At 45.8% G+C, this 26,452-nt stretch carries 20 protein-coding genes; 17 read left to right on the forward strand and 3 right to left on the reverse strand.

Translation table 11 applies throughout. From position 1 onward, the window contains the following. Nucleotides 1-173: 173 nt before the first annotated feature. From AC1XTG_RS19725 to AC1XTG_RS19760, 8 genes are all read left to right on the forward strand, one after another. Nucleotides 174-3,449, forward strand: a complete 3,276-nt coding sequence (locus AC1XTG_RS19725) for a SusC/RagA family TonB-linked outer membrane protein (protein ID WP_484843123.1) — start codon at nt 174-176, stop codon at nt 3,447-3,449. A 6-nt stretch (nt 3,450-3,455) separates the two neighbouring features. After that, nucleotides 3,456-4,916, forward strand: a complete 1,461-nt coding sequence (locus AC1XTG_RS19730; RefSeq protein ID WP_056285560.1) for a SusD/RagB family nutrient-binding outer membrane lipoprotein — start codon at nt 3,456-3,458, stop codon at nt 4,914-4,916. Nucleotides 4,917-5,185: 269 nt separating this feature from the next. Continuing rightward, nucleotides 5,186-8,341: a SusC/RagA family TonB-linked outer membrane protein gene (locus AC1XTG_RS19735; protein ID WP_056285563.1), complete on the forward strand. Its 3,156-nt coding sequence runs from the start codon at nt 5,186-5,188 to the stop codon at nt 8,339-8,341. 10 nt (nt 8,342-8,351) lie between these two features. Beyond that, nucleotides 8,352-9,926, forward strand: a complete 1,575-nt coding sequence (locus AC1XTG_RS19740; protein ID WP_056285565.1) for a SusD/RagB family nutrient-binding outer membrane lipoprotein — start codon at nt 8,352-8,354, stop codon at nt 9,924-9,926. 10 nt (nt 9,927-9,936) lie between these two features. Then, nucleotides 9,937-10,842: a BT_3987 domain-containing protein gene (locus AC1XTG_RS19745; protein WP_484843124.1), complete on the forward strand. Its 906-nt coding sequence runs from the start codon at nt 9,937-9,939 to the stop codon at nt 10,840-10,842. 121 nt (nt 10,843-10,963) lie between these two features. After that, entirely contained in the window at nt 10,964-11,134 is a 171-nt protein-coding gene (locus tag AC1XTG_RS19750; protein ID WP_484843125.1) for a hypothetical protein, read from the forward strand. 72 nt (nt 11,135-11,206) lie between these two features. Beyond that, complete coding sequence (locus AC1XTG_RS19755) at nt 11,207-12,451, forward strand: pyridoxal phosphate-dependent aminotransferase (protein WP_484843126.1); 1,245 nt, start codon at nt 11,207-11,209, stop codon at nt 12,449-12,451. Between the two features lie 4 nt (nt 12,452-12,455). After that, on the forward strand, nt 12,456-13,247 hold the full coding sequence (locus AC1XTG_RS19760) for a queuosine precursor transporter (protein ID WP_484843127.1): 792 nt from the start codon (nt 12,456-12,458) through the stop codon (nt 13,245-13,247). On the opposite strand, the gene AC1XTG_RS19765 is transcribed toward AC1XTG_RS19760, so the two are convergent. Further along, entirely contained in the window at nt 13,244-14,005 is a 762-nt protein-coding gene (locus AC1XTG_RS19765; RefSeq protein ID WP_484843128.1) for a TrmH family RNA methyltransferase, read from the reverse strand. The genes AC1XTG_RS19760 and AC1XTG_RS19765 overlap by 4 nt on opposite strands. On the opposite strand from AC1XTG_RS19765, the gene tamL reads away from it, so the two are divergent. From tamL to secG, 6 genes are all read left to right on the forward strand, one after another. Beyond that, nucleotides 14,005-16,470, forward strand: a complete 2,466-nt coding sequence (gene tamL, locus AC1XTG_RS19770) for a translocation and assembly module lipoprotein TamL (protein ID WP_484843129.1) — start codon at nt 14,005-14,007, stop codon at nt 16,468-16,470. The genes AC1XTG_RS19765 and tamL overlap by 1 nt on opposite strands. A gap of 150 nt (nt 16,471-16,620) precedes the next feature. Beyond that, nucleotides 16,621-18,051 (forward strand): tRNA (N6-isopentenyl adenosine(37)-C2)-methylthiotransferase MiaB, encoded by a 1,431-nt coding sequence (gene miaB, locus AC1XTG_RS19775; RefSeq protein ID WP_484843130.1) that lies wholly within the window; start codon nt 16,621-16,623, stop codon nt 18,049-18,051. Nucleotides 18,052-18,132: 81 nt separating this feature from the next. After that, complete coding sequence (locus AC1XTG_RS19780) at nt 18,133-19,428, forward strand: sigma-54 interaction domain-containing protein (RefSeq protein WP_484843131.1); 1,296 nt, start codon at nt 18,133-18,135, stop codon at nt 19,426-19,428. Then, nucleotides 19,412-19,966, forward strand: a complete 555-nt coding sequence (gene lptE, locus AC1XTG_RS19785; protein WP_484843132.1) for an LPS assembly lipoprotein LptE — start codon at nt 19,412-19,414, stop codon at nt 19,964-19,966. Before AC1XTG_RS19780 ends, lptE begins: the two co-directional genes overlap by 17 nt. A 55-nt stretch (nt 19,967-20,021) precedes the next feature. Then, the gene (locus tag AC1XTG_RS19790; protein WP_484843133.1) at nt 20,022-20,666 is read left to right on the forward strand and encodes a hypothetical protein; all 645 of its coding nucleotides are present in this window, start codon (nt 20,022-20,024) and stop codon (nt 20,664-20,666) included. An 86-nt stretch (nt 20,667-20,752) separates the two neighbouring features. Then, nucleotides 20,753-21,151: a preprotein translocase subunit SecG gene (gene secG / locus AC1XTG_RS19795; protein ID WP_484843134.1), complete on the forward strand. Its 399-nt coding sequence runs from the start codon at nt 20,753-20,755 to the stop codon at nt 21,149-21,151. A 69-nt stretch (nt 21,152-21,220) separates the two neighbouring features. Here secG and AC1XTG_RS19800 read toward each other — a convergent pair whose 3' ends face one another. After that, entirely contained in the window at nt 21,221-21,928 is a 708-nt protein-coding gene (locus tag AC1XTG_RS19800) for a hypothetical protein (protein WP_484843135.1), read from the reverse strand. 235 nt (nt 21,929-22,163) lie between these two features. On the opposite strand from AC1XTG_RS19800, the gene AC1XTG_RS19805 reads away from it, so the two are divergent. Further along, nucleotides 22,164-22,460 carry a co-chaperone GroES gene (locus AC1XTG_RS19805; RefSeq protein ID WP_031526862.1) on the forward strand — a complete coding sequence of 99 codons (297 nt, stop codon included), beginning with the start codon at nt 22,164-22,166 and terminating at the stop codon, nt 22,458-22,460. 60 nt (nt 22,461-22,520) lie between these two features. Next, on the forward strand, nt 22,521-24,152 hold the full coding sequence (groL, locus tag AC1XTG_RS19810; protein ID WP_056285602.1) for a chaperonin GroEL: 1,632 nt from the start codon (nt 22,521-22,523) through the stop codon (nt 24,150-24,152). A gap of 190 nt (nt 24,153-24,342) precedes the next feature. Here groL and AC1XTG_RS19815 read toward each other — a convergent pair whose 3' ends face one another. Continuing rightward, complete coding sequence (locus AC1XTG_RS19815) at nt 24,343-25,005, reverse strand: ABC transporter ATP-binding protein (RefSeq protein ID WP_056286536.1); 663 nt, start codon at nt 25,003-25,005, stop codon at nt 24,343-24,345. Nucleotides 25,006-25,095: 90 nt separating this feature from the next. On the opposite strand from AC1XTG_RS19815, the gene sucC reads away from it, so the two are divergent. Next, nucleotides 25,096-26,319 carry an ADP-forming succinate--CoA ligase subunit beta gene (sucC, locus tag AC1XTG_RS19820; protein WP_056285604.1) on the forward strand — a complete coding sequence of 408 codons (1,224 nt, stop codon included), beginning with the start codon at nt 25,096-25,098 and terminating at the stop codon, nt 26,317-26,319. Nucleotides 26,320-26,452: the final 133 nt, after the last annotated feature.

A 26,452-nucleotide genomic window follows, 5' to 3' on the forward strand; every position in this document is an offset into this window, starting at 1 on the left:
AACATTTACAAAATCGTTAAAAAACCCTGATATGAATTATAATATTTTCCAAAAACGCATGTCAAACCAAAGTATATTTTGAAAATTCGCAATAGAAACGTTGTAATGGTTAAACTAATAATTAATTTTGCAACATTGTGTTAACATAACTACAACTAATTCTTTAATCACGTATGAGGAAGTTTCTATTATCCCTACTGGGCTGCATGGTGCTTTTGTGCACGCAATTGTATGCGCAGGATCGGGCTGTGACTGGCAAGGTCACCGCTGAAGATGGCTCAGGGCTCCCCGGTGTCAACATTTCTTTGAAAGGTACTACTCGCGGTACTACTACCGACACGCAGGGTGAGTACTCGATCTCAGCTTCACAAGGCTCTACTTTAGTGTTCAGTTTTATCGGCTTCCAGTCTCAGGAAGTGGAGGTAGGCAATCAGACTACGATCAATGTATCTCTTAAAAATGACGTGAGCCAGTTGCAGGAAGTTGTTGTAACTGCCCTGGGACAAGAGAGAAAAAGAAATGAGCTGGTATACGCTGCCCAGACGGTAAATGCAGAACAGATCACACAGGCACGTAACCCGAGTGTAATGAATGCACTTTCTGGTAAAGTGGCCGGTCTGGATATCAAGACAAATAACAACATGGGTGGATCGACCAGCGCGGTTATCCGTGGTTACAAATCCATTACCGGTAACAACCAGGCTTTGTGGGTTATTGACGGTGTACCCGTTTCTAATGCAAACACGAACACTTCTGATCAGCAAACAGGACGCGCGGGAACTGACTACGGTAATGCCGCAGCCGATATCAACCCGGACAACATCGCTTCTGTTAACGTTTTGAAAGGTGCTGCTGCAACTGCATTGTACGGTTCACGTGCATCAAATGGTGTTATTTTGATTACTACCAAACAGGGACGTAAAAACAGCTTTGACATAACTGTCAACAGCGGTGTTACCTGGGGTAAAATTGACAAGTCGACATTTGTAAAATATCAGAACGAATATGGTGCAGGTTACGATGGTGACCGGGCTAAAACCCGTTTTTACCGTGGCAACCTGGGCTCAGGAGAAGGTAACATCACGCTATTTGATGCAGATGCTTCTTTCGGTCCGAAATTTGATCCTTCTGTGATGGTTTATCAGTGGGATGCATTGGATCCAAGCTCTCCTAACTACCAAAAAATGACTCCCTGGGTTGCAGCTAAAAACGGCCCTGCTTCTTTTTATGAAACAGGCTTAAACTCAAACCAGAGCATCAGCATCACAGGTGGCGGCGAAAACACAACCTTCAAAGTTGGTTACACACGTAACGACGAAAAAGGTGTGCTGCCAAACAGTAAACTTGGAAAAAACCTGTTCAACTTCTCAGCTACTTTCGACATTACGAAAAAGCTTTCTGTTCAGGCAAATGCGAACTATTCGCAAATCAAAGGTCTTGGCCGCTACGGAACTGGTTATGATGGCAAAAACCCTAACCAGCAGTTCAGACAGTGGTTCCAGACCAACGTTGACATACTTGAACAAAAGGATGCGTATTTCAGAAACCAGCAGAATGTAACCTGGAACTGGGGTAGCCCGACAGCACGTTTCGAGAACAATGGACCTATCTACTCAGAAAACCCATACTACTCCCGTTACCAGAACTACTCAAATGATACGCGTGATAACTTCTTCGGTTATGCGCAGGCTGTCTACAAAATCGCTCCGTGGGTTGACGTGACAGGCCGCTTCGCTTACAACGGAACACAGGATTTCCAGGAAGAAAGAATTGCATTCGGTAGCGCAGATCCAGCTGAATACAGCCGCTACAACCGTGCTTTTAATGAAACCAACCTTGACGTGATCTTCAACTTCCGCAAAGCAATTACCAAAGACATTAACTTCTCTGGTTTGGCGGGTGGAAGCATGCGCAGATCCAAGCTGAATGCAGTAAGAGCTAAAACAAACGGAGGTATGGTTGTACCAGGGCTTTACTCCCTGCTGAACTCTATCAACCCGATCGAAGCTCCTTCTGAAACTTACCAGCGCATTGGTGTGGATGGTCTTTATGCACAGGCTTCTTTTGGTTACAAAGACCTTGTTAACCTTGACCTTACCGCAAGACAAGACAAATCTTCTACGCTTCCGAAAGACAATAACACTTACTTCTATCCAGCGGTAGGTGCCAACTTCAACTTCTCAAATCTTCCTGGCCTTGGACTGGACTGGCTGACAATGGGTAAGCTGAGCGCCAACTATGCAGAAGTAGGTAATGATGCACCATGGGGAAGTATCCTGGACGTGTATGACAAACCGACCGGTATCGGATCAATTCCATACTTTACTTTGCGTAACACGAAAAACAACCCTAACCTGAGATCAGAGCGTACAAAAAGCTATGAGTTCGGATTGGAAACTGCTTTCCTGAATGACCGTGTAGGTTTTAATTTCACTTACTACCGCTCACAAACACTTGATCAGATCCTGCCGGTATCGATTTCTGCTGCAACTGGATTTGCTTTCAAGTATATCAACTCAGGGGAAGTACAAAACAAAGGTATCGAGATCTCTGCTTACGTAACTCCGGTTAAAACAGCTGACTTCTCATGGACAATCAATGCAAACTTTGCACGTAACAGAAACAAGGTAATCAGCCTGTATGAAGGTGTTGAAAACGTTCCTGTTGCTTCCCTGCAAGGTGGAGTTTCCCTGAATGCTGCTGTTGGACAGCCTTTCGGTATCATCAGAGGTACAGATTTCGAATACCACGAAAATGGACAGAAAATCGTTCGTTCAAATGGTATGTATGCAGCATCTGCAAGTTCTGCTAAGATCATTGGTAACCCTAATCCAGACTGGATCGGTGGTGTTAGCAACAATTTGAAATACAAATCCATTGCATTGAGCTTCCTGCTTGATATTCGTCACGGTGGAGATGTGTGGTCACTGGATCAGTGGTATGGAGAAGGAACTGGTCTTTATCCGATCACAGCCGGACTTAACGAACTTGGCAACCCAAAAAGAGACCCTGCTTACAACTACGATGCAAAGGGTAACAAACTAGGCTTGACAGACAAACCAGGTGGTGTGTTGTTCCCAGGTGTAAAAGCAGATGGTACTCCAAACGACGTGAGAGCAGAAAACTCTGACGGTAACGGAAACACGGCATACGGATACCCTGCTAACCCGCCACGTGCGATGTACATTTACGATGCAAGCTATATCAAATTGAGAGAGGTTGCATTGACTTACTCAATTCCTCAGGATATCGTTGCGAAACTGCGCGCATTCAAAGGAATCGACGTTTCTGTAATTGGACGTAACCTATGGATCATCCACAAAAACATGGATTTCCAGGATCCGGAAGAAGGTTTGGGATCAGGACAGCTGAACGGTGCAGGTGGATATCAAAGTGGTGCGTATCCGGCAGTTAGAAGTTATGGATTCAATGTTAAACTGCGTTTTTAAAAAAATATGAAAAGATTAATCATTTTCTTTCTTCCAATCCTGCTGATGACCGCGTGTGTCGACAGCCTGGATGATTACAATGTGGATGCAAAGCGTCCGTCGGAGGTACCGCCGGTTACTTTGTTCTCCAATGCTTTGAAAGGGCTTGCTGATACATTGACCAGCCCCAACGTGAATGTGAACAACTACCGTTTATACGTACAACACTGGGCAACAACCACTTACCTGGATGAGCCTCGCTACAATGTAACAGCACGTACGGTTCCTCAGGCTTTTTGGCAGGGAATTTACAAAGGTGTGATCTCTGACTTGAACGAAGCACGCAGACTGTTGAAAGAGGACGAATTCATCGTTCCTGCAAACAGAGATGTACAGCTCGCTCAGATCGAAGTTGTGGAAGTAATGGCCTGGGCCGCGCTTGTGAACACGTTTGGTAACGTTCCTTACTCAGAAGCTTTGAACCCGGACAATGTTCTTCCAAAATACGACGATGCACAAACTGTTTACAACGATTTGCTTGCACGTCTGGACGTTGCAATCCCGAAATTCAGCACGAACGGAGTTGGATTTGAAAACGGCGATTTGCTTTACGAAGGAGATCTTTCGCAATGGGTTAAGTTCTCAAATTCTTTGAAACTGAAACTGGCGATGATCATTGCTGACAGCGATCCTGCAAAAGCGAAAACACTGGTAGCACAAGCGGCACCAAATGTTTTCACTTCGAACAACGACAATGCGGCATTCCCTTACATTGATACCCCGCCAAACTATAACGTAATTGCGCAAAATCTGAACCCGCTGTATACCAGCCGTCAGGATTTTGTAGCCTCAGCAACGATCGTTAACCCGATGAATGATCTGAATGACCCCAGACGTGCTGCATTCTTTACTGATATTAACGGTAAATATGTTGGCGGAAACTACGGTTTTTCAAATACCTACTCGGCATTCTCTCACGTGGGTGATAACATCATCGAGCCGGATCTGGAAGGCATTCTTCTGGATTACGCAGAAGTGGAGTTCCTACTGGCGGAAGCTGTTGAAAGAGGTTTCATTGCAGGTACTGCTGCAGAGCACTACAACAAAGGCATTGGTGCTTCTATCGAATATTGGATGAGCAATATCAACAAGCCTGCTGCTGAAATTACAGCTGCTACAACTGCTTACCTGGCACAACCAAAAGTGGCTTATGCTACTGCTGCTGCCAACTGGAAAGAGAAAATCGGCTTCCAGAAATGGCTTGCACTTTACAACAGAGGTTGGGAAGCATGGGTTGAATGGAGAAGATTGGATTTCCCGAGATTGTTGCCTCCAACAGGTGGTAATGCACCTGCCGGACTTGCAATCCCTACCCGGATGATCTACCCGATCAATGAGCAAACGCTGAACGGAGCAAACCGTGAAGCAGCTGCAACTGCTATCGGCGGAGACGTTGTTACTACCAAATTGTGGTGGGACAAATTCTAGCCCGAAAGTCATACAAAGCAAAAAAAGGCGGACACTGTCCGCCTTTTTTTGCTTTAGCAGTAAAATACAATTTAGCCAAGATTAACTGTAACCGATTGGTCACATTTCAATTGTACAGATAATTTTGAATAAAAACCCTTTTACATGCAATTTCGGCCTAATAAATCTTTTTGGAGTAAATATTCTTTTGAGTTTCATAAAAATGCTGTTGTAATTGTCAGGACAAATATTATTTTTACAGACAATTATTTTATAACAAACCTAACTTAATGAAAAAATTTCTATTACCCTTCTTGGGGGGCTTGCTGCTGCTTTGCAGCCAGGTCTACGCCCAAAGCAGAGAGGTGACCGGGACGGTTACTTCCAAAGACGACGGGTCATCTCTTCCCGGCGTATCTATCAGGGTTGCCGGAACAAACACCGGTACGCTTACCAATGACAAAGGCGAATACAGCATTAATGCGCGCCCTGGTCAAACACTTATTTTTTCTTTCGTCGGCTTCCTTAACCAGGAGCTGAAAGCGCCGGCGTCGGGCAATTTAGATGTAGTTCTGACACTAGACGAACTTGCATTGAATGAGGTTGTGATCACGGCCGGCGGTCTAACTGCACAGCGCCGCGAGCTGGGTAACCAGTCCACTACCGTAAAAGCGCAGGACATTGTACAGGGTAAGCCGATCAGTGTGGCGGCGAGTCTTGCAGGTCGTGTGCCAGGATTGCTGGTAATGGGTGTGAGCAGCGGGGTGAACCCTAACTACCGTTTAGTACTTCGCGGTAACCGTTCACTTACGGGTAACAACCAGGCGCTCGTTGTCATCGACAACATCATTTCCACGAATGATATACTTGGAAACCTCAACCCTGAGGACATCGAGGATATCCAGGTGTTGAATGGAGCAGGTGCAGCGGCATTGTACGGATCGGATGCATCCAACGGTGCACTTATCGTGACTACCAAAAAAGGTAAATCAGGTGTAACCCAGTTCAAGATCTCCAACACAACTACGCTTGAGAAAGTAAGTTTTCTTCCTCAGCTGCAGAAAGGTTTTGGTTCAGGAACAACACCGGATGATGTACCATCTTATACCCCTTACGAAAACCAGCAGTACGGACCTGCGTTCGATGGTTCGATGGTGAATATTGGAAAGCCGCTGGAAGATGGTTCTATTCAGACTGTACCTTATTCAGCGCAAAATTTCCGTGAAGATTTCTGGAACACCGGCGTTGCAAACCAGACTGACCTTAGTGTTACTTCGGGAGATGACAAAGGCACATTCTACCTGTCTGCACAGTATTTTGACCAAAAATCAACTGTTCCTTATGACGGATACAAGCGTTACAGCGTGCGTGCCAATGTTGTGCGCCACATTTACAAAAACCTGACGGCGTCATTCAACACCAACTTTATAGCAGGCCGTACCAACACAAGTAGCGCGACGGGCGCGGCGTATGAAAACCTTTTGATGTCGCCCAGCCAAGTGGATGTAACGAAGTATGAGGACTGGCAGAATAATCCATTTGCTAACCCAAATGGTTATTTCAACGAATATTATCAAAACCCTTACTTCACACTATCCAACAACCGTTGGAATCAGCGTAATGATTATCTGCAGGGTAATATGGAATTGAAATGGAATCCACTGAAACCATTAACATTCACTTACCGAGTGGGTATGAGCGGACGGAATTTGTCTGGTAAAGTACATCAAGGTAAGTTCACTTATACTGATTATACAAAAAGCATCTCAGGAAGTTCGAAGACAGATATCGCTGGTCAGGTTGTTGATTATGCAGGTTATACGACGCAGTTTGTCAACGACTTCTTAGCTGAATTTAAAACAAATCTGAGTCCTGCATTCAACCTGAATGTTGCCGTGGGAACGACTGTTCGTGAGAATGCAACAAAAGCAATGGGTGTTGTAGCTAATGGTCTCGTAATTGACGGACTTTACAACATCGGCAACAGCCTTAACCCGCCGATTGCAAACGAAGGAAACTATAAAGCACGCCAAATCGGTGTGTATGGAGAAGCACGTCTTGGATTTAAAGAATTGCTTTACCTTCACGTGACAGCAAGAAATGACTGGCGTTCAATTTTGGCAAAAGAAAACCGTTCATTCTTCTATCCGTCTGCTGACATTTCTTTCATCGCCAGCGACGCTATTCCGGCACTTACCAATTCCGACATCCTGCAAAGCTTGAAGTTACGCGCGGGTTACTCACAGGTTGGCCAGGTGAACCTGGGCAACAACCGGGATTTCGGCCCTATTCCATTGAATAACCTCGGCGCATACTCACTGAGCAGCACCTTCTCACAAGGCTACGGATATCCCTATACAAGTGGTGCCGGTTTTGTGCTGGATAATACACTTGTTTCCTCCAACCTGAAACCTGAGATCACAACAGGAATTGAGGGTGGTATCGATTTCGAATTCCGCCCATGGAGCATAGGTGGTGGTATTACTTTCTACAAAACCAACACAGTTGATCAAACCATCACTGTTTTGATTCCTAACTCGACCGGCTTCGGATCTTTGAGAACTAACATCGGTGAGGTAGAAAACAAAGGGATTGAAGCGTCCTTGAACATTACACCTATCAAAACCGCAACAGGACTGACAGTTCAACTTGGTGGTAACTACACTTACAACCAGAATGAAGTACTTTCTCTTTCTGCACAATCAAATGAGCTGAGTGTTGGTTCTTCGGGTTCTGCTGCGAAAGTTATCGCTAAAGTAGGCTCTCCTTTCCCGCTTCTTCAGGTAACTGATTACAATCGCGATGACCAGGGAAGAATCATCGTTGATTCGAAAACAGGGTACCCTTCTACGAATGGCACTTTCAAGGATGTAGGTATTACCAACCCGCCGCACATTCTTGGCTTGAATGGAACAGTTAGCTACAAGAAATTGAGATTGAGCTTACTGTTCGAGTACCGTAATGGTCATTATATTTTTAACTCAGTTTCCGGAGGATATGACTTTTCTGGTGCTGGCGTTCGCACTGGCTGGTACAACAGGGACCGTTTTGTGATTCCAAATTCTTCTTACCTGAATTCAGAAGGCCAGTATGTAGAGAACACCAACATTGCGGTAAGAAGTGGTGGTGCTGATTTCTGGACTGATGGAACAAGAAATACCAACATTGGTCAGAACTACACCAACTCTGCGGGTTTCTGGAAATTGCGTGAAGCATCCATTGGCTACGACCTGCCTGCCGGATTACTCGACAAAACAAAAGTAATTAAAGGTGCAAGCATCAGCGTTCAGGGAAGAAACCTCTTTATATGGGCGCCAAAATCAAACCTGTACACCGATCCAGAGTATAGCGCATTAGGTTCAGACAGCAATGCGGTAGGTTTTACCAGCCTTGGACAAACACCGCCTGCGCGTTATTTCGGCGGCACCTTATCACTAACATTCTAATTAAATACCAATGAAAAGATATAACATCAGTTGGATGCTGGCAGTGCTTGTCACGGTCCTGTCATCTTGTAGTGATTATCTCGATATCAACACCAACCCCAACCAGGCTACAACTGTACAGCCACTGCTCGTATTACCGGCAGCTATCACGGGAACGGCTTCGGTATCGAGCCAGTATAATAGCTATGGCGGTCATTTTGGCGGCTATATTGCTAACGCGGGCGGTTTCTCAGGTTTTGGCAATTTGTTCAACTACCAGCTAATCCCTGACAACTACAATGCATTGTGGGTAAATGCCTATGACAATCTGAACGATTACAAATATGTAATGGACCAGACAAAAGGCGACGACAAGCTGGCTTATGCCAATGCCGCTGCCAACATCATGGTTGCATATAATTTTCAGAAGCTCGTTGATGCATTTGGTGACGTGCCTTACACGGAGGCTTTGCAGAACAATGCAAACCTGACACCTAAGTATGACGATGCAGCAACCATCTACCAGGATCTGGTAACGAAGCTGGACGAAGCAATTGCCCTTATTGATGCAGCAGAGTTTCCAACTGCACTTAACTCGTCTTCCGATCCGATGTTCGGCGGGGATATGACGAAATGGAAGCGATTTGCTAACACCATCAAGCTGCGCATTTTGATCCGTGTTTCTGGCGTGCCTGCACTTTCATCATTTGTCACAACGAAATTTGCTGCGATGGACAAAACGCTTGGCTTCATTGCTGATGATGCGATTGTGAATCCTGGCTATGTAAAAGATAAGCCAAATCCACTTTGGAACACCTGGGGATATCAGACAACCGGCGCACTTGCCAACTCTTCCCGCATTCCAACTGAATTCGCTTTCGGGTTTTACAAAGGTCCAAAATTAACTGACAATGGGAGAGGCTCGGTGATCTACAAAAACTTCGCAACCAACACGCCGGTGAACCAGCTTGGCGACGAGGTAGATGCACCAACAATCATTACCAATTACTCTACCTGGTATACCGGAACTTTCAGCAGCGCTTCCAGCATCAGCAATGCATTAGGTGTCTTGAAAGGACCTGGTCAGGGACAAGTACTAATGCTACTGGCAGAAGCGAAATTCCTGCAGGCAGAGGCGCAATTGAAAGGCTTGCTTACCGGCGACTATGCGGCAACTTTTGATGCTGGTATTGCGGCATCTTACACTTACCTGTATAAAGATGTAACTAACGTAGTGGCCGCAGGAAAGAACGTGGCCACAGACGTTGCAGCTTACAAAGCCGACAATGACGAAAGTTACCTTGTAAACATCAAGCTGGCCACAACACCTGCGCAGCGCCTGGAAGCAATTATCACCCAGAAATGGATTGCAGTAAATATGATCAACTCAGAAGAGGGTTACAATGAATTCAGGAGAACAGGCTATCCCGTTACACAGCCAAATGGTGATGGTTATCGTAACATTGCCTCTATGCTGTCAACCTCCACACGTGCTGACAAGCTTCCTTCGAGAATCCTTTATCCGACTTCCGAGCAATCATACAATGCCGGAAATTACAGAGTGATTAACCCGTTTACTGATTTGATCTTCTGGGATCCTAACTGAAAAATTTGATATGAACTATTCAATAAAAATAGCTGGCTTATTCCTTTTTGGTATGGCCGTAACCTCTTGTCTGAAAGATGACATGAACCTGGATCCGGACACATCGACCAATGTCGTTGAGTTCAAGAATCCATCCAGCTTTACTTCACCAAGCGGAAGTACCTATTCGATGTATTCAAAATCTTTTGACCTGGCACCTGAGGCTGATTACCCGATCACGGTGAGCTACTCCGGCGCGCACGTCGCTCCCCAGGACATTACGGTGACCCTGGGTGTTGACACAGCCGCGGTAACGCAATACAACACGGAGCAGGAAGAAGAGTTTGATGTAATTGACCCGACTTTGTATACGATTCCTGCAACAGTTGTAATTCCGAAAGGCCAGCGGACTGCTCAGGTAATGATCAAGGTGAAGCCATCGCAATTTGATTTTTCAAAAAACTATGTACTCCCCATTCAGATCAAATCGGCTTCTTCTGCTACTGTAAGCGGTAATTTCGGCACGATTCTGCTTGCACTGAAGGCTAAGAACATTTACGATGCAACATACGAGTCAACAGGATATGTATATCACCCGACGGCTCCTCGTGCGGTTCACGCAGATAAGCACATGGAAACAGTATCACCGAATACTGTGAAAGTAGAACTCGGAGATTTGGGCGGTTCAGGCTACTTTGCAAACGTGACTGTGGATCCGAAAACCAATAAGGTAACAATCACACCAGCAGCAGGAGCGGCCGGCGCGCCTTACACGCAGTTTGATACTGCGTTGCCCAGCCCCTATACAGCTCAATGGGCTGATGCAGCAAAAGCGAACAACACCTACGATCCAGCAACCAAAACCTTCTATCTGAGATATGGGTATATGGGAGGGAACGGATGGCGTGTTACAGAAGAGATTCTGGTTAGACAATAATCGGGATCTCATATAATCCATATTAACTCTTCAATTAATATAGCAAAAGCCGGCCAAATGGCCGGCTTTTGCTATATTACATCTCCTATTCTCTTATCCACTTTTAGCCAGTTGAAAAATCATGAAAACGTATCTCGCTGCTTTTCGCATTTTGTCGATCATCTTGCTTGTCGGCATGATTGCTGTTCTGGTTGTGTTTCGAATCCAGCACTGGGAGATCAGTCCGTTCTTTTATGGTGTGGTCGGATTCCTGTTGATGTCAGTGATCATCGACAGTCTTAAAAACCGATAAGCAAATCCCGCTCAGGAGCGTCTCTTTAACATATTTGCTTAACTTTGAAAAAAACCGATTCAAGATAATACAATGGAATTCCTCAAAAGCCAGCGCCTCAACAATCTCAAATACGAAATTCGCGGCGCTACTTACCAGAAAGCATTAGAGCTTGAAAGCCAGGGTTATAAGATCCATAACCTGAACATCGGCAATCCGGCTCCGTTTGGTTTCGATTCACCCGATGAAATTGTTCACGATATCATCATGAACATGCGCAATGCGCAAGGCTATTCGGATTCCAGAGGATTATTTGCGGCCCGCAAGGCTGTTATGCATTATACACAGACAATTGGCATTCAGGATGTTGAGATTAACGATATTTTCATCGGGAACGGCGTCAGCGAGCTGATCCTGCTTTCTATGCAGGCGCTGCTCAATCCGGGCGACGAAATACTGGTCCCTTCGCCGGACTATCCGCTCTGGACTGCTTCCATTGCACTCAGCGGCGGCACTCCCGTGCATTACATTTGTGATGAAGAATCAGACTGGAACCCCGATCTCGACGACCTTGAAAAGAAAATAACTTCCCGCACAAAAGGGATCGTTCTCATTAACCCGAACAATCCAACGGGCGCAGTTTACGAGAAAGATGTGCTGATGCGCATTGCCAAAATTGCCGAAGAACACGGATTGATCATTTTCTCTGACGAGATCTACGACAAGATTTTATACGATGGCGCAGTACATTACCCAATGGGCTCGCTGGTGACAGATACCCTTTGTGTTACCTATGGGGGACTTTCCAAAAACTACCGTTCGGCTGGTTTCCGGGGCGGATGGATGATTTTGAGCGGCGCAAAACATAAAGCAAAATCGTATTCAGAAGGTTTGCTCCTGCTGGCCAGCATGCGGCTTTGCGCCAACGTACCCACACAATATGCGATTCAAACTGCATTAGGCGGCTACCAGAGTATTAAGGAACTTGTAGCCCCGTCGGGCAGGCTTTACAAGCAAATGAACCTGGTGTACGACAGGCTCGTGTCCATTCCCGGCGTAACCTGTGTAAAGCCCAAAGGTTCGTTGTACGTGTTCCCGAAAATTGACCTGAAAAAATTTGGGCTTAAAAACGACGACCAGTTTGTGTTTAACCTGCTGGCTGACCAGAAAGTACTGGTAGTAGCGGGAACCGGTTTCAACTACATATCCGACGATCACTTCCGCATTGTTTTTCTACCCACCGTGGACGAGCTCAACCAGGCCATGGATAAGCTGGAATTTTTCCTTGAGAACCGGCGGGTACTTTCTTCACGCACCGTTGAGGACCTGATTGTTTAAACAAATGTCCACACCGGAAACCAGGATTCAGGAAGCCAAGCGGCAAAAGCTCTTTTTAGTGCTCTGCGCTATATTTATTACCAATGCATTGAGCGCCGAGATTACCGGCGGGAAAATATTCTCCGTCGAAACCTTACTGGGTATCCCGCCGGCAAACCTGCTCATCGGGGGACAGCGGCTGGATTTCAACATGACAGCAGGAGTTGTAAACTGGCCGGTCGTGTTTATTACTTCCGATATTATCAATGAGTATTTTGGGAGAAAAGGAGTAAAAAGGATCTCTTATCTGACCTCCGCGCTCATTGTTTATACTTTTATCACGATTTTTTTCTCAACCAAATTACCTCCTGCGCAGTTCTGGCTGGATTTGAACAATACCGATTCTCACGGAAATGTGTTCAATATCAATGATGCATTTTCAAAGATATTCAACCAGGGGCTGGGTATTATGATCGGGTCTATCACTGCTTTCCTGCTTGGCCAGTTGCTTGATGTTTTCGTTTTTTCGTGGCTTCGCAGAAAAACAGGCAGTAAGTACATCTGGCTGCGTGCTACCGGATCAACCATGTTTTCACAGCTTGTGGACAGCTTCGTGGTCATCACGATCGCATTCTATGTATTTGGAAACTGGGACCTGAAACAGATATTTTCTGTGGGCACAATCAATTATCTATACAAAGGAGTAGTGGCAATCCTGCTCACTCCGGTGATTTACATTGCCCATTATTTTATAGACAATTACCTCGGGAAAGAATACGCGGAAGAACTTTCGCACCGGGCGGCGCACGAGAATTAACGCAGCGGGATCTGCCTGCGCATATTATCCAGCATAATCGCGGTGGCAATGCCCACGTTCAGTGACTCGGCCTCTCCTACCCTTGGAATGGTAACCCTGTCGCTTACGAATGCACCGATTTCGTCACTGATCCCATTGGATTCATTCCCCATAACGATAAACCCTCCATTGGGAGAAAATTCAAATCCATATAGGGAAGCACCGCCGAGAAATGCGCCGACGACAGGCTTATCCTGCTTGTTTTCAGCTAAGTAAGTATCAAGGTTTGTGTAAAAACTTTTGATCCGGGTGAAAGAACCTTTTGCAGCTGCGATTACTTTGGGGTTGTAAAAATCAGTAGTACCTTCCGAGCAGACAATTTTGCTGATTCCGTACCAGTCGGCAACCCGGATGATGGTACCGAGGTTTCCGGGATCGCGGATATCGTCCAAAATCAACACAAATTCATTTCCTTCCTGAGACAAAAACGTATTTTGCTTCGTTTTAGCAACAGCGAGGCAGGAATCGTTGGTTTGGAAAGAACCTAATCCTTCCAGCTCCTGCATGGTGACCGTTTCTATGGATGCACTATGCCGGGATAGAATAGTTGCGTATTTTTGCTGAAATTCGGTTGTGGCTAATACAAACTCGATTTCGAAATCGGAATCAAATAATTCCAGAACACTTTTGGCACCTTCGACTATAAAAGCCTGATGCAGTTGCCTGTACTTTTTGATTTTGAGCGAGTTAATATACTTAATACGATTTTTTGACAGCATTGAATATCAATTCTAGGATTACATACAGCTTCGTCGTCTTCCTTGTACTCACAGGATTGTTTTCCTGCACACCCAATTCTTCCCCTACCAACAATAACTATTATCTCGGAAACTCGTCGATTAAAGGCAACCGCGCCATCAGTGACGCCGAGCTCGACGCATTGATCCCTCAAAAACCAAACCGCCGGTTGCTGGGATTACCCATTTTCCCGTATGTCGGCCTCTATCGCTTTGGTGAGCTGTTCTACAACAAGGAGGAAAAGCAAAGGAAGGTAATCGAGGTCACGCAAAATTATCAGAAAGAATCCCGGATTCACGAAAATTCTCCCAAAAAGCTCGAAAAGGCACAGCGGCGCTATGCCAAAAAACTTGAAAAAGCGCAGGTGCGCGCTGCGCAGGGTAACTTCTGGATGCGCATACTGGGCGAAGCGCCTGTTTATTTCCGAATGGAGGAGGTCGCCCAAAATGCGGATAAAATGCAGCGGTACCTTTATAATAACGGCTTTTTTGAAGCAAAAGTAGGATATAAGCCAGACACAATCCTGAACCGCGTCAAGATCAATTACCTGGTAACCGAAAACAAGCCGACGATCATCCGCGATGTTTATTACCAGGTTAAAAACGTGCTTGCCGACAGCATTATCAATGCGACTTCCAAGAATGCGGTACTGGCGAGCAAGAAGCGTTATGATGGAGATAGCTTTGAAGAAGAGCGTATCAGGATAGAAACTTTAATGCGGAACGAAGGTTACATGGGTTTTTCCCGACAGAATGTATCCTATCTCGTAAATGATACCATCACCAATCCGAAAACAGACAGCACTTTCAAATCCGTGGACGTGAATGTGCGCGTGGAAATGCCGGGTAAAAACAACAATCCTGTCAGGTACAAGATCAACTCCGTACACTTCGAAGTACTGCCCGCAGCCGGAACTCCCGATTCACTTTTCAGGAAAGATACCAGCAGCTTCAAAGGCATCCAGTACGTTTTTAGTGAAAAACGGTTTTCGAAAAGGATCCTCGACAGCAAGATCCAGATGCGCCCGGGCGATTTTTACAGCCAGGCCAAGGAAAGGGGAACGCAGCAGCAGCTTTCGCTCACTGACCAGTTTGATTTTGTCAATTACAGCTACACTTTGGATTCGACAGGATATGGTATCAACAGCTATTTCAAGGTTATCCCCTTAAAGAAGTACCAGATTTCTACCGATGTCGGTTTGAATGTAATCCAGCTGCAAGGTGCACCAGGGCCGTTTGCCAATTTGTCTTACAAGATCAGGAATGTGTTCAACGGACTGGAAAACTTCGAGGCCAACTTACGCGGCGGCATTGAGCTGGTACCCGGATTTATCGGTGACCAGGATATTTACCGGAGTGAAGAAGTCGGGTTAAATACCTCACTGATCTTCCCGCGTCTGCTGGCACCCGGGACTTTCCTGCAACGCAAAACGGCCAATTACAATCCCCGTACGCAAGTTGGATTGGGTTATAATTACGTAAACAGGCCCGAATACACGCGTACGAACGTGAAGGTGGCTATGAATTATTCATGGCAGCCGACGAACAAAACACTTTTCAATGTGTCGCTGGTGGACCTGAACATTCTGAACACCCAGAATATCCGGGCTGATTTCCAGAGCCTGCTCGATGCCTTATTCAAGCAAGGTAACAATCTGGCAAACAGCTTTCAAAAATCATTTGTGTCGGATATCAATGCAAGTTTTGTCTACAATACCAATGCATTGATCGGCCCGCCGAAACGCGCTACCTATTTCAGGCTTGCGCTGGAATCGGGTGGAACTTCGCTGAATATACTGCCAAAGCAACAGCAGCTGATCAGGCACGTTTTCGGCGATGATCTGTTGTTTTACAAATACCTGCGCTGGAATGCAGATTACCGCCGCTACTGGCCGGTTGGAAAACGGTCTTCGTTTGTGGCGCGCATCAACAGCGGGGCGGTTTACAGCTATGGAGACAGCAAGGTACCTCCTTACGAGAAGTACTTTTTTGCGGGTGGTTCCAACAGCTTGCGCGCGTGGCTTCCCAGAAGGCTCGGGCCAGGTTCCTCTCCGCCGCGATTGACGGTCAACAATCTGTCGATAGAATCACCCGGCGAATTCCTGCTGGAAGGTAACCTGGAATGGCGCGGGTACCTGGCCAATTTTTTTGGTGATATCAATTATGCGCTCTTTATCGATGCGGGAAATGTCTGGAACCTGAACAGCACCGCGGCTGAATCACAGAAGTTTGAAGCGGGCAGTTTTGCGCGTGAAATTGCCGTCGGTACAGGATTTGGTATCCGTTACGATTTGTCCTTTTTTATCCTGCGGTTTGATTTCGGAATCAAGGTTTATGATCCTGCTGTGCAGAAATTTGTGCTTGACGAACTACAATTTGACAAACTGTTCAAGAAAACACAACCTAATTTCCTGAACATCAATCTGGGTGTAGGCTATCCGTTCTGACCCGCTTTCCGCTGGTCACATTCCATGACAGTTTGTCAGTTTTCTTCGTTTTCTTGCTATATTTGCAATCTTTCACCTGCTGTTTAGTAAGGTTAAAGATCCTGTTTACTGCTTCATGCAGATTTAAAAAGTGTTTTAAGAATCCTACCAATGGAGCAAAGAGTTGCCAATTCACTGAAAATTTTGACGGACGCGGATAAAGAGGCTTGTGAGACTGTCCGTATTTCAGAAAACGAGCCTGCGTCCAACAAAAAGAGGCTTTTTATAGAAAGTTATGGCTGTCAGATGAATTTTTCTGACAGTGAAATCGTGGCATCGGTCATGCGTGAGGCAGGATTTGCCACTACCTCCGATGTGGAAGATGCAGATTTGATATTCCTGAATACCTGCGCTATCCGCGACAATGCCGAGCAGAAAGTGCGTAACAGGTTAATGCACCTGAATTTTATCAAGAAAAGAAAACCAGGAACACTGATCGGCGTACTGGGGTGTATGGCAGAGAGGCTGAAAGCGCAGTTGCTGGAAGAGGAAAAAATGGTCGACATCGTGTCCGGCCCAGACGCTTACCGAGACTTGCCCCGGCTGGTTATGGAAGCCGGCAGCGGACAGAAAGGGGTAAATGTGTTTTTATCAAGAGAGGAAACTTACGCCGATATCGCTCCCATTCGTCTGAACTCAAATGGCGTAACGGCGATGGTGTCCATTATGCGGGGATGCGATAATATGTGCAGCTTTTGCGTGGTACCATTTACGCGTGGCCGCGAGCGCAGTCGTGATCCTCATTCCATTGTAAAAGAAGCAGCGGATCTGTTCCGCGACGGGTACCGTGAGGTGACTTTGCTTGGCCAGAATGTAGACAGCTACAAATGGGAGAACAGCGTCAACTTTGCCCAGCTGCTTGAAATGGTTGCGCAGGTACATCCGGATTTGAGGGTCAGGTTCAGTACTTCGCACCCGAAAGACATTACGGATGAAGTTTTATATACCATTAAAAAGTACGATAACATCTGTAAATACATCCATTTACCCGCCCAAAGCGGTAATAGCCGGATTCTTGATCTGATGAACCGTACTTACGATCGTGAATGGTATCTCAGCAGAATCGACAGCATTCGCCGGATACTCGGCGATGAATGCGGGATTTCGCACGATATGATCACCGGGTTTTGTACAGAAACTGAGGAAGAGCACCAGGATTCGATATCGCTGCTGGAATACGTTCAGTTTGATTTCGGATATATGTTCTCATACTCCGAACGTCCTGGTACATTGGCGGCGAAGAAATTTGCAGATGATATTCCTGCCGATGTGAAACAAAGAAGGCTGGCGGAAATGATTGACGTACAGCAGCGCATTTCACTGGAAAGAAACAAAAGACTGATCGGTACGGTTCAGAAAGTACTCATTGAAGGAACATCAAAACGTTCGGAAGAGGATTTCTCGGGCAGGATCGATCAGGGCAAAAAGGTGATTTTCCCCCGGGAGAATTTCAAAAAAGGTGATTATGTGCACGTACTGATCACGGAATGCACGGCTGCCACTTTGAGAGGAAAAATCGTGGCCGAAGTTGAAGCCGTTTAATAATTATTACAAAGCCGGACAAGCTCCCGGCTTTTTAACTTAATAGCCAGGAGCCAGTGGCTATTGCGAACAGCTATTTGAATGAATCCTACTGAAATACAATCCATTAAAAACCGCTTCGGGATCATCGGTACATCACCGGGACTAAACCACGCAATCAATGTGGCGATCCAGGTGGCAGCAACCGATCTTACCGTGCTGATCACGGGGGAAAGCGGAAGCGGGAAAGAATCCTTCTCTAAGATCATACACAGTCTCAGCTCCCGCAAACACGGTCCGTTTATAGCGATCAACTGCGGAGCTATCCCGGAAGGAACAATTGACTCTGAACTATTCGGGCACGAAAAAGGCGCATTTACGGGTGCATTGGATGCACGTAAAGGATATTTTGAAACAACCAATACCGGTACCATTTTCCTCGATGAAGTGGGCGAAATGCCGCTGGGCACACAAGCGAGATTGCTTCGCGTACTGGAAAACGGCGAATATATACGCGTAGGTTCTTCCAAAGTTTTAAAAACCAATGTGCGCGTGGTAGCAGCCACGAATGTAAACCTGCTGGATGCCGTAAATAACGGGAAGTTCAGAGAAGACCTTTACTATCGTCTGAATACTGTTCCCATTTACGTACCGCCACTGCGCGACCGGGGAGAGGATATTCTGCTGCTTTTCAGGAAGTTTACAAACGATTTCTCTGAAAGATACCGGACCAAACCCGTCAGATTGGATGCGGAAGCGAAGGACCTGCTGCTGCAATATGCATTCCCGGGAAATATCCGGCAGCTCAAAAATATCGCCGAGCAGATTACGATACTCGAAACAGATAAAGACCTGCCGATCAGCACGGAAAGACTGAATCATTACCTGAATCCCGTCCAGCCTTCGAGCCGCAAGGCACTGGTTACATTGCGAAACGGTGAAGACTCAGCAAGCTCATTCTCAGAGCGGGAGCTGCTGTATAAAGTGCTTTTCGATATGCGCCGCGATATGACAGAGCTGAAAAAGCTTGTCAGGAATGTACTGGAAAATGAAAAGTATGGTGGTGATATATTGAAAGACCACCAGGAGTTGTTCAGCTCGATAAACAACATTGAGCCAAGCATCAATACTCCGACCATTGAGCCGGCCCGTCTCCTATCGCCTCCCCCGCCCCGCACCGTGGATCTGGACCGTTATTCTGACGAACGCAGCGAGATTGAAGACGTGGTGCACGTATCGGCCGAAGAGGAATCCCTTTCGCTGGAAGACAAGGAGAAGGAAATGATCATCAAAGCATTGCGAAAGAACAACAACAAACGAAAGTATGCAGCCAATGCATTAGGCATTTCCGAAAGGACGTTATACAGAAAAATCAAGCAGTATGATATTGAAGAATAAGGCCTTGCGCGGTAGCGTGGGCACAGTGGATTTCAGGAAGGTACTCTCCATTTTATTGGTGCTGCACAGCTCATTCTTCCTGTCGGGCTGCGGCGTATATTCCTTTACAGGCACCAACCTCTCTCCTGACATTAAGACATTTAGCATACTCAACTTCACAATGGGAACCGCGGGTGGCCCGTCTGATTTGCCGCAAAGGTTAACGGAGGATTTGAAAGAATACTTTCAGCGGAACACCAGTCTTACCAGCCAGCCCGGTGGCGGCGACCTCGTTTTAGAAGGTTCTGTTACAGGATACGACGTACTGCCGGCCGCTCCGACCGCGAATGACCAGGCGGGATTGAACAGGCTCAACGTGACTATCCAGGTTCGGTATACGAATGCAAAAGACGAAACGAAGAACTTCGACCAGTCTTTTACTTATTATGCCGATTTCCCTCAGGATCAGACATTAAACCAGAATGAAGCGCGGCTTTTGCCCACAATCCGTGAAAACCTGGTGCAGCAGATTTTTAATAAATCAGCCGCCGACTGGTAAGAGCAGGTCGATTTTACTTAATTTCAACCCTCCAAATCTAACAGAGTAGCCGGTTATGGCCATTATTGAGAAAGACACATTCAACCGGCTTGTTAAAGAACCTGCACAAACTGGCAGTGACCTGATTCCTGTGCTGGAAGCGACGATCAAGGCATTTCCTTACTTCCAGATCGCGCATTCACTTCTTGCAAAAGCGACTGTCGGTTCTGAAAAGCTGGACAAAACCCGGCCACGGGCAGCAGTGTACGCCCTGAGCCGCATTGCATTGCAGCAGTTGATCGAGAATGACACAGATCGCTATGAAGCTGTTGTTACTGTGCAGGAGCCTGCTGAAATCCCCGAAATCATCGAGCCGCAAAACGGTGAGGACATTTTGATCTCAGATGTGGAGCAGCAAGCCACAGCAGCGTCTGTCTTAAAGTCAGAAGAACAAAAGCGTCAGCAACAGATTATTCAGGGTTTCATGAAGAAAAACCCGCGGATCAACAGGCAGGATAATAACCTCGAACCGGTCGAGATTGACCTAAGTGGAAGAGTAGCCGAGTCGTGGGAAGGAACCATTGAGACCGAAGCATTTGCAAAAATTCTGATCCGTCAGGGCAAAATCGAGAAAGCAATTGATGTATACCAAAAATTGATCTTGAAAAAACCGGAAAAAAGAAATTACTTTGCGAAAAAGTTGAGCGAATTATATCGCTAGTAAGTGAATGCAGAACTTCGGCCGTCAGCTTTCGGCTCTTAATATTCGGTCATTCAATCATTCAATCATTTTATATTATATAAGGCATGTATTTAGGTTTGATTATTCTCGTGGCGATTGTCGCAGTGTTATTGATTCTGGTAGTTTTGGTTCAAAACTCAAAAGGTGGCGGACTATCGAGCGAGTTTAGTGGTGCCGGTACTACGCAAATGTTTGGTGTAAAGAAAACAACAGATTTGCTGGAACAAATTACCTGGGGACTTGCAAGTGCAATTATTCTGATCTCACTTGGATCATACATTGTAATCGGAGGTAACCAAGATACAGGTGGTATTAACAGTGTGAATGTGGAAAGAGCACAGAATGCAGTGGTACCAGGCGGCAAAATCGCTCCTGCACCACCGGCAGGCGCCGCAACAGAAGGTGCTGCTCCAGCTGAAACTTCACCTGCAACTCCTGCTGCACCGGTTGACACAACAAAATAAGAAACAGGACTTATATAAAAGGGGCGTGATGATGCATCACGACCCCTTTTTGTTTGAACAGATTACAGATCAGGTAATGTTAATCTCTTTCATAACCAGCTTCTTCGCCACCGGCAAGAGTGTCTCGTGCAAAGGATAATCGTATTTTGACTCAATGATGTAGGTAGCGGGATTTGGCAGTGACTTATTCTTTTTAGTCAGATCCACTTTGATCTGCGGAACTGTATAACCGATCCCGATCCTGACCGTTTCGAGGAAACGCGTTTTCAGCACGCGCTCTTTCATTTCATCATACAATGCAACCTGGTACTGAAACACACTGACCAGCGGTTGGAAAGTATGTAAAAACAGCAGATACCCTTCCTGCAAACGCAGCGGCACAATTCCTACAGGTGAAATTTTGACATTCCCGGACACTTCCGTAAACCGCTCGGTACCCTGGTCAATGCTTTTGGATAACCTCGGTATAGCAAAGTCAAGAATGTAATTCAGGTCTTCCATATACTGGTCGTCCTGGTGCGTCTCTTCATATTTGAGCTGCCACGTTTTCAGGTCAATGCCCGTCAGGTTTTTCGGAATGGCGGTTTTAATGGAGCTTTTGTTGGCGCGGATACTGAGACAGGCATCGAAATGAAATTTCAGGTCCGGCAAATGCGGGTGCAGCCTGTTAACATCAAACTCTCGGTTAATGTGCTGTAAATAAGCAAGCAGCACGTACTTCTTGTATTCAAAATCAAAAACACCTTCGGTCAACCAGTTTTTTTGGAGGTTTGTCATAGCGCGTTCTTATTTGGTGCCGATAAAATTTAGGCATTTTCACAACACAAAGCAATCATTCACTTTTACTGACACCCGAATAGTATTAAAGTTATATGCGCCCGCCGATGAGTACAAATTTGTCACATTCGCCGGAAAAAATGTCAGAGCTGAAATGCCTGGCACAGATTGTGCTTACCGGTAGTCAGTCAAATCTATTACTGACAAATCTCAAAAAAACAAACGTTTAATATTTATGTCAACTTTAGCAGAAATACAAGTGAACGTACAACCTTTGGCTGATCGTGTTCTTGTAGAGCCAGCGCCAGCAGAAGAAAAAACTGCATTTGGTATCATTATCCCTGATACTGCAAAAGAAAAGCCACAGCGTGGAACCGTAGTTGCCGTTGGTCCGGGTAAAAAGGATGAACCACTTACAGTGAAAGTAGGCGATACTGTATTGTATGGCAAATACTCAGGTACTGAATTGGCATATGAAGGAAAAGATATCCTGATTATGCGCGAATCGGACATTTACGCCATTATCGGTTAATCTGTCCGACATTATTATTCATTAAGTTTCTCTTAAAGTTTTTTCAAATTATTAACTGTTATGTCTAAGAAAATATTTTTTGACACAGAAGCACGCGACAAAGTAAAGCGCGGTGTGGACACATTGGCTGACGCCGTTAAAGTTACATTGGGACCTCGCGGTCGTAACGTGGTGATCGATAAAAAATTCGGTTCTCCAAGCATCACCAAAGATGGTGTTACTGTTGCCAAAGAAATTGACCTGAAAGATCCTATCGAAAACATGGGAGCTCAGCTGGTGAAAGAAGTTGCTTCTAAAACTGCTGACTCTGCGGGTGACGGTACTACAACTGCAACTGTATTGGCACAGGCGATCTACTCGATCGGTGTGAAAAACGTAGCAGCTGGTGCTAACCCAATGGACCTGAAACGTGGTATCGACAAAGCTGTTTCGATCATCGTTAAAGATCTTGAAGGACAGAAAAAAAATATATCTACTTCCAAGGAAATCGCTCAGGTTGCTACTATTTCAGCAAACCATGACGAGGAAATCGGTAATATGATTGCTGAGGCGATGGAGAAAGTAGGAAAAGAAGGTGTTATCACTGTTGAAGAAGCGCGTGGTACTGAAACAGAAGTTAAAACTGTGGAAGGTATGCAGTTTGACCGTGGTTACCTGTCTCCATACTTCGTAACAAACACAGAGAAAATGGAAGCTGAATTGGAGCGTCCATACATCCTGATCTCTGAGAAGAAAGTTTCTTCAATGAAAGAATTGCTTCCTGTTCTGGAAGCAGTAGCTCAAACCGGCCGCCCTTTGCTTATTTTGGCAGAAGATGTTGACGGAGAAGCACTTGCTACATTGGTAGTAAACAAAATCCGTGGTGCATTGAAAGTAGCTGCTGTTAAAGCTCCTGGTTTCGGTGACCGTCGTAAAGCAATGCTGGAAGATATCGCGATCATCACTGGCGGTACTGTAATTTCAGAAGAGCGCGGTTTCAAATTGGAAAATGCAACTCTGGAATACCTGGGTACTTGCGAAAAAGCGATCATCGACAAAGACAATACTACTTTGGTTAACGGTTCAGGCAACTCTGAAGACATTCAGGGCCGCGTAAACCAGATCAAAGCGCAGATCGAAAATACAACTTCTGACTACGACCGTGAAAAATTGCAGGAGCGTCTTGCAAAACTTTCAGGTGGTGTGGCTATCCTTTACATCGGAGCTGCAACTGAGGTTGAAATGAAAGAGAAAAAAGACCGCGTTGACGATGCATTGCACGCAACACGTGCTGCTGTTGAAGAAGGTATCGTTGCAGGTGGTGGTGTAGCTTACATCCGCGCAACTGCTGCTTTGGAAGGCGTTGAAGGCTCTAACGAAGACGAAAAAACCGGTATCAACATCATCCGCGTAGCTTTGGAAGCTCCTTTGAGAACAATCGTTTCCAACTCAGGTCAGGAACCATCGGTTGTTGTACAAAAAGTGAAAGAAGGAACTGGCGCTTACGGTTACAACGCGAAAGACAATGTTTACACAGACCTTCTGGAAGCTGGTATCATTGACCCTAAGAAAGTTTCGCGTTTGGCTCTTGAAAACGCAGCATCTATCGCAGGCTTGTTGTTGACAACAGAATGCGTAATTGCTGACGAGCCAGAAGAAGCTCCTGCTGCTGGTGGCCATAGCCACGGTGGTGGAATGGGTGGAATGATGTAATTCCAATCTCATCTGATAAAAAGAAAAACCGTCGGGACATCCTGACGGTTTTTTGTTGTTAATGAATTTTGAAATATCCGCGTGAAAACTTTCGGCGGCTATCTGCGATACTCAACGTTATGAAAAACTTCCTTATTTAGACGTACATCCGGAAGTTTGGTCACATATTTTGAGCTATTTATTTTATTGATCACGAAAGCATCTGTCCGTCCTGCATTACAAGGCGCCTGTCGGCCATTTCAGCAAGATCCTCGTTGTGGGTGACAATGATAAATGCCTGTCCGAATTCATTCCTTAGCTTGAAGAAAAGCTGGTGCAGCTCCAATGCATTATGGGAATCTAAATTACCGCTTGGCTCGTCGGCGAGTACGATTGCAGGATTGTTCAAAAGTGCCCTGGCCACTGCCACACGCTGCTGCTCGCCACCCGAAAGCTGCGAAGGCAAATGGTCCATCCGGTTGGACAAGCCCAGCATAGCAAGCAGCTCCTTCCCTCTCCCGATGATCTGCTTTTCACCCGCATTTCCATTGATATACCCGGGCATACACACATTTTCAAGCGCTGTAAACTCGGCTAGCAGATTGTGAAACTGGAATATAAAGCCGATTTTTTCATTCCGGAACCGCGCCAGGTCTTTGTCTTTCTGACTAAAAACATTCACCCCGTCGATAATCACTTCTCCCTCTTCGGGCCGGTCCAAAGTCCCCAGAATATGCAGGAAAGTACTTTTCCCTGCACCCGACGGACCGACAATTGCCACCACTTCTCCTTTTTTAACTTCCAGATCAATTCCCTTCAAAACCTGTAAAGAACCATAAGTGCGACGGATCCCGTTCGCCTGAAGTAAATTCATGATCTGATTGAAGATAATTGAGCTTATTCCTTCGCCCGTTTTGATTAATTCCTTAATTTGCCTCGAAAATACCAATTTACTTTTATACTCATGAATATTCACGAATATCAAGGCAAAAGCGTTCTTAAAAAATACGGTGTGCGTATTCAGGAAGGACTCGTAGCCGACACTCCCGATAAAGCGGTGGAAGTTGCACGCGAGTTGAGCCAGCAAACAGGCACCAAATGGTATGTAGTTAAATCCCAGATTCATGCCGGTGGCCGTGGTAAAGGCCGCATCGTTGGTACTGAGCAGCGTGGTGTTGCTCTTGCAAAATCAGTGGAAGATGTAAGAACAATTTCTAACAATATTCTGGGTAAAGTATTGGTGACACACCAAACCGGACCGGACGGAAAACGCGTAAATAAAGTACTTATCGCAGAAGACGTTTACTACCCGGGTGTGAGCGAGCCAAAGGAATACTATTTGTCTATTCTCCTGGATCGCGGCAGAAACTGCAATGTGATCATGGCCAGCACTGAAGGCGGTATGGACATCGAAGAAGTTGCTGAGCATACTCCTGAAAAAATCATGAAGGAATGGATCGATCCAAAAGTTGGATTGCAACCTTTCCAGGCTCGTAAAGTGGCTTTTGCTCTTGGACTTGAAGGCGATGCTTTCAAAGAAATGGTGAAATTCATTACCTCACTTTACAAAGCTTACGTAGAAAGTGACTCATCGATGTTTGAAATCAACCCGGTTTTGAAAACATCTGACAATAAAATACTTGCTGTTGACGCAAAAGTTGACCTGGATGACAACGCATTGTACCGTCACCCGGAACTGGCTGAAATGCGTGATACTAACGAAGAAGATCCATTGGAAGTAGAAGCGGGTGCAAATAACCTGAACTACGTAAAACTGGACGGAAACGTAGGTTGTATGGTAAATGGCGCCGGACTTGCGATGGCAACAATGGACCTTATCAAACTTTCGGGCGGCGAGCCTGCTAACTTCCTGGATGTTGGAGGTGGCGCGAATGCACGTACCGTTGAAGCAGGTTTTCGCATTATCCTGAAAGATCCGAATGTAAAAGCAATCCTGATCAACATTTTCGGTGGTATCGTTCGTTGCGACCGCGTAGCCGCCGGTGTTGTGGAAGCATACAAAGCGATCGGCGAAATTCCTGTACCTATTATCGTTCGTCTGCAAGGAACCAATGCAGAAGAAGGCGCAAGAATTATCAACGAATCAGGTTTGAAAGTATCTTCGGCGATTGAGTTCAAAGAAGCTGCTGCCAAGGTGTCTGAGGTACTAGCTGAATTGGGCGTTTAATAAATAGTATCAACCTTAGGTGGATAAAGTACATTTGTCACCCTGAGCGGAGTCGAAGGGCACTTCCGGACGGCGTTGTCGCTCTCCCCTTCGACTCCGCTCAGGGTGACAAAGTCAATTAATTGAGAAGAAC

The organism is Dyadobacter sp. HNCC25DJ183, from assembly GCF_056895175.1.

Excerpts from the sequence above, each read along its gene's own strand:
- AC1XTG_RS19725 (WP_484843123.1), top strand. The coding sequence starts at position 174 with ATGAGGAAGTTTCTATTATCCCTACTGGGCTGCATGGTGCTTTTGTGC.
- AC1XTG_RS19730 (WP_056285560.1), top strand. The coding sequence starts at position 3,456 with ATGAAAAGATTAATCATTTTCTTTCTTCCAATCCTGCTGATGACCGCG.
- AC1XTG_RS19735 (WP_056285563.1), top strand. The coding sequence starts at position 5,186 with ATGAAAAAATTTCTATTACCCTTCTTGGGGGGCTTGCTGCTGCTTTGC.
- AC1XTG_RS19740 (WP_056285565.1), top strand. The coding sequence starts at position 8,352 with ATGAAAAGATATAACATCAGTTGGATGCTGGCAGTGCTTGTCACGGTC.
- AC1XTG_RS19745 (WP_484843124.1), top strand. The coding sequence starts at position 9,937 with ATGAACTATTCAATAAAAATAGCTGGCTTATTCCTTTTTGGTATGGCC.
- AC1XTG_RS19750 (WP_484843125.1), top strand. The coding sequence starts at position 10,964 with ATGAAAACGTATCTCGCTGCTTTTCGCATTTTGTCGATCATCTTGCTT.
- AC1XTG_RS19755 (WP_484843126.1), top strand. The coding sequence starts at position 11,207 with ATGGAATTCCTCAAAAGCCAGCGCCTCAACAATCTCAAATACGAAATT.
- AC1XTG_RS19760 (WP_484843127.1), top strand. The coding sequence starts at position 12,456 with ATGTCCACACCGGAAACCAGGATTCAGGAAGCCAAGCGGCAAAAGCTC.
- AC1XTG_RS19765 (WP_484843128.1), bottom strand. The coding sequence starts at position 14,005 with ATGCTGTCAAAAAATCGTATTAAGTATATTAACTCGCTCAAAATCAAA.
- miaB (WP_484843130.1), top strand. The coding sequence starts at position 16,621 with ATGGAGCAAAGAGTTGCCAATTCACTGAAAATTTTGACGGACGCGGAT.
- AC1XTG_RS19780 (WP_484843131.1), top strand. The coding sequence starts at position 18,133 with ATGAATCCTACTGAAATACAATCCATTAAAAACCGCTTCGGGATCATC.
- lptE (WP_484843132.1), top strand. The coding sequence starts at position 19,412 with ATGATATTGAAGAATAAGGCCTTGCGCGGTAGCGTGGGCACAGTGGAT.
- AC1XTG_RS19790 (WP_484843133.1), top strand. The coding sequence starts at position 20,022 with ATGGCCATTATTGAGAAAGACACATTCAACCGGCTTGTTAAAGAACCT.
- secG (WP_484843134.1), top strand. The coding sequence starts at position 20,753 with ATGTATTTAGGTTTGATTATTCTCGTGGCGATTGTCGCAGTGTTATTG.
- AC1XTG_RS19800 (WP_484843135.1), bottom strand. The coding sequence starts at position 21,928 with ATGACAAACCTCCAAAAAAACTGGTTGACCGAAGGTGTTTTTGATTTT.
- AC1XTG_RS19805 (WP_031526862.1), top strand. The coding sequence starts at position 22,164 with ATGTCAACTTTAGCAGAAATACAAGTGAACGTACAACCTTTGGCTGAT.
- groL (WP_056285602.1), top strand. The coding sequence starts at position 22,521 with ATGTCTAAGAAAATATTTTTTGACACAGAAGCACGCGACAAAGTAAAG.
- AC1XTG_RS19815 (WP_056286536.1), bottom strand. The coding sequence starts at position 25,005 with ATGAATTTACTTCAGGCGAACGGGATCCGTCGCACTTATGGTTCTTTA.
- sucC (WP_056285604.1), top strand. The coding sequence starts at position 25,096 with ATGAATATTCACGAATATCAAGGCAAAAGCGTTCTTAAAAAATACGGT.